This window comes from Moorena sp. SIO4A5 (genome assembly GCF_010672005.1).
Classification (GTDB): Bacteria; Cyanobacteriota; Cyanobacteriia; order Cyanobacteriales; family Coleofasciculaceae; genus Moorena.
The window spans coordinates 1-3,833 of sequence record NZ_JAAHHZ010000458.1; the positions used below are offsets into that span (position 1 = coordinate 1).

The 3,833-nt window shown below is 41.8% G+C and carries 6 protein-coding genes; 4 read left to right on the plus strand and 2 right to left on the minus strand.

The window, feature by feature from the left end:
* Positions 1–203: 203 nt before the first annotated feature.
* On the minus strand, positions 204–338 hold the full coding sequence (locus F6K57_RS39125; protein WP_293074075.1) for a hypothetical protein: 135 nt from the start codon (positions 336–338) through the stop codon (positions 204–206).
* A gap of 53 nt (positions 339–391) precedes the next feature.
* Between F6K57_RS39125 and F6K57_RS39130 the strand changes: the two genes are divergently transcribed.
* The 4 genes from F6K57_RS39130 to F6K57_RS42320 all read left to right on the plus strand — a co-directional run bounded on the left by F6K57_RS39130 (position 392) and on the right by F6K57_RS42320 (position 3,656).
* A complete protein-coding gene (locus F6K57_RS39130; RefSeq protein WP_293028591.1) occupies positions 392–1,303 on the plus strand; it encodes a hypothetical protein in 912 nt (303 codons plus the stop codon).
* 51 nt (positions 1,304–1,354) lie between these two features.
* Positions 1,355–1,969: a class I SAM-dependent methyltransferase gene (locus tag F6K57_RS39135; protein WP_293028588.1), complete on the plus strand. Its 615-nt coding sequence runs from the start codon at positions 1,355–1,357 to the stop codon at positions 1,967–1,969.
* 306 nt (positions 1,970–2,275) lie between these two features.
* Positions 2,276–3,208 carry an RNA-guided endonuclease IscB gene (iscB, locus tag F6K57_RS39140; RefSeq protein ID WP_364305984.1) on the plus strand — a complete coding sequence of 311 codons (933 nt, stop codon included), beginning with the start codon at positions 2,276–2,278 and terminating at the stop codon, positions 3,206–3,208.
* Positions 3,209–3,242: 34 nt separating this feature from the next.
* Positions 3,243–3,656 carry a hypothetical protein gene (locus tag F6K57_RS42320; protein WP_364305987.1) on the plus strand — a complete coding sequence of 138 codons (414 nt, stop codon included), beginning with the start codon at positions 3,243–3,245 and terminating at the stop codon, positions 3,654–3,656.
* A gap of 63 nt (positions 3,657–3,719) precedes the next feature.
* Here the strand turns inward: F6K57_RS42320 and F6K57_RS39145 are convergent.
* Positions 3,720–3,833, minus strand: a 114-nt coding sequence (locus F6K57_RS39145) for a transposase (protein WP_364305990.1), incomplete at its 5' end; no start/stop codon positions are given.

Here is a 3,833-nt window from a genome sequence, read left to right on the forward strand (position 1 = left end):
CCAGTTGTCTTAGGAAAGATAAACTGGCAAATTGACCCTACGAATGATGTAATGGCAAGCTCAAACCCTTATAACGAAGTCCAAGGTCAGGCCAAAACAGCATGTATCTTTTTGTTACAGATCGGCTGAACGCAATACCCAGTAAGGATTTTAGCTTGCATGTCACCCCCTCAGCTCTCCCTCTCAATATTTGTATAGCAATTCTACGACTTGTGAGGTACAATTTTATGGTTTTTAGGGAGCAGGGAGCAGGGAGCAGGGAGCAGGGAAGAGGGAAGAGGGAAGAGGGAAGAGGGAAGAGGGAAGAGGGAAGAGGTAAAAACTAATGTGTACCTCATGAGTCCTAGAAACGCTATAATATATTATTGATGATTTTTTTTATCCGAAAAAAATGATTTATTCATCCTTCAAATTAACAGATCAAGATATTGCCAATTTTAAAAAAAAAGGATTTGTCAAGCTGAAAGGATTTTTGGAACCTGAGGCAATAAAGTGTCTTGATAAAATATTAGAACAGGAGCTTGAATCTGCAAAAACAGCCTATGAGGATTCAGTGTCACGGTTTAAATATGATATGGAAAGCAATGAAAACCTCAAAATAATTCAGCATCCTGTATTTCAATCAACATTAGCGACACTTTGCCAATGCTCGTTACTCTATGCTCAGCATTTAGGGTTTGAAATAGAGAAAAACACCAATCCAGGATTCAAGTGGCACGTCGGCATCTTGAGTTTTTCTTACCAGCAGTTAGAAGATTTTGGCTGTACCCTTTGGATTCCCTTAACAAAAATAGATACAAAGGCACAGGGAGGAGGGATGAGCTATGTCTCAAAGGAAAAACTTTGTGGCAGATTTCTTTATGACTACACATCCATTCTTTCTTCTTATGTACAAGGCTTGCAAGCACAAGATGCAGCTCCATCTAGAAAAGAAATGGGACGTTTAGAATCCTTCATGGTCAACTCACCTGAGGTTGATCCAATTCTCAAAACTCAGGCTGAAACGGATGATTTTGAATTAGGGGATGCACTTTTGTTTGACAAGGAGGTGATTCATCGGAGTTGTCCATTAACCGAGGGTCCGATTAATAGGAGAAGAGCTTTTGTGATGAGATTTATCGCAGCAGATTCAACCTATGATTTAGATAGGGTTCAAAAACTTAAACCCTTTATCGACATTTTGGGCTACGGCTTTGCTAGTACTTTTGCGCTAAATGTTTGTAAGGAAGAGGGTGAATTGATTATGGAGAGTCCATTGTTTAATACTACCAGAGCTAAAAGACTGATCCCAGTTAAGCAATAGGGATGTTTGATACCAATTTTTATTGTTTTCTAGATAAGCAGGTCTACCGTTATGCAGACTCACCAAGAACGCTATGATAAATGGGCACCGGACTACAACCGAGATGTTGCAGCCAGAAACTACGATGGGCCAGAATACATCGTTCGTTATCTGATGGAAATAGTCAACAGTGGCAAAGTGTTGATCAATCCAACAAATCCTGATTTTAAGGTCATTGATGTGGGATGCGGCTCAGGGTTGGTTGGCAAAGGCTTACAGGATCAGGGTTTTCGGCATATTGATGGGACAGATTTATCTCAGGGAATGATTGTAGAAGCCCATAAAACTGGAGCCTACCAAACCTTAATTGGATGGGTTGATTTAAACCATCCACTGCCATTTTTTCTGCATGGACAGTATAACCTAACCCTCTGCTGTGGTGTGTTTGCCCTGGACTTTGTTGAACCTCAATCTCTGAAATGGTTAGCACAGGTCACAAAGCCAGGAGGAACTATTGTCATGAGTACCAAAACCACCTATTACAACACCTACGACTTTGAGGGTTACTACAAACAGTTGCAATCTGAGGGTAAGATTAAACTTGTTGATTGCCGTATGGATCAGCCTTATTTGGGAGCTGAAGCCGACGGCCATTACTGGATCTTTTCGGTAAACGGCGCGTCATGAGGTGACTGTGCAGGACTAAATGCTTGTCATATCAAGGTTGAAGTATATATATAGCCAATCTAATAGGTTGTATAAAGCCACCTAGTAAAAGCCTTGGTAATTTCCAGCAAAACTCGGAAGTTATCTAGCTAGGTTGCAGGCCAAGGATTAATTTCCTACGTTGTTTTAGTCATGATACCTGGGGGTGACCTCCAGCTCCCAGCTCTATCGCTAACTATTAAGACGAAGGCAAAATGTGTAGTTGGCAAAACACAAGCTATTACAACATGGCCGAGGAAAACATTACCGATTCGAGGCGCACTAAAAATGCAAAATTATGTATTTGTCATAGATACAAATAAGCGACCATTAAACCCCATATCCCCAAAGAAAGCCCGCCGGTTGTTGGATAAGGGTAAGGCTGCGGTTTTTAGGATGTATCCATTTACAATCATCTTGAAAACTGCGATCTCAAGCCCAACTATTTCACCATGTCAAATTAAGATCGACCCTGGTAGCAAGTTTACCGGGTTTGCTTTAGTGCAAGACAACCAAGTTATTTGGGCGATGGAATTAGAGCACAGAGGAGGTTTGATCAAGAAGAAGCTAGAGTCTAGAAAAGCTGTGAGACGCGGAAGACGCAATCGCAACACACGTTACAGAAAACCAAGATTCCTCAATCGTAAGCGTCCAGAGGGGTGGCTTGCTCCAAGTAATGAGCATAGGGTATTGACTATCCAAACCTGGGTTAAACGAGTGATCAAATTCTGTCCGGTCAATGAGATTTGGGTCGAAAGAGTTAAGTTTGACACCCAAAAAATGCAGAATCCTGAAGTTAGTAGTGTTGAGTACCAGCAAGGGGAACTAGCTGGCTACGAAGTAAGAGAGTATTTACTCGAAAAATGGGGAAGGGAATGTACCTATTGTGGTAAGCAAAACGTTCCTTTGCAGGTTGAGCATATTCACCCAAAATCTAGAGGTGGAAGCAACCGAGTCAGTAATCTTTGTCTGGCTTGCGAAAAATGCAATCAACGGAAGGGGAATAAACCCATAGAGGAATTCCTAAAGAAGAAACCCAGTTTGCTTCAAAAAATCAAAACCAAGGCGCTTTCGCCGTTAAGAGATGCAGCAGCGGTGAATACAACCCGCAACAAGTTAGTGAGGATACTTCGAGAGATGAAACCTGTGGTTACTGGGACAGGAGCACAAACCAAGTACAACCGGACTAAATTAGGGCTACCTAAACAGCACGCTTATTGATGCTGCTTGTGTTGGAGGTGTTGAGACCTTAACATTGAAAACCTCTCAGTCACTGTTAGTAATTTGCAAAGGACAGGGTGGCAGACAAAAAGCGGCGCTCAACAAATACGGTTACCCCATCAGGCACAACCCGCTAAAACCAATCAAAGGTTGGTGCAGTGGGGACATCGCCAAAAACCTTTTGACTGGGGAGTTTGGAAGAGTTAATCCTAGAAGTAAGAGTAATTCCTTTAATTACACAGTTTCTGGGAAAAAGGCAATAAGCTTGCACGTTAAAAACTTAGCTAGAGTCCACAGAAAGGATGGCTATACTTACAGCTTTAACGAATCTTCTACTATCCCCGACATTAAAAAAACGAGGACAATAACGAAAAATGAAGCTAACACAAATGAGCCGGTCAATCTAATGGTTCTTGAATATGACGAAGACGGAGAACTTTGGTTCTAGTAAAGGGGTTTTTCCTGGCATCTACCGGAACTTGCCAGGAAATGGTCGTCCTAGGGCGTGTCATCAATTAAGCCAGATAACAGTAGCAGCAAGATAAATTGCCCCGAGAAAGTTTATTGCTCGCTTATCATAACGTGTCGCGATTCCTCGATATTGTTTGAGTTGGGCAAAGAAATT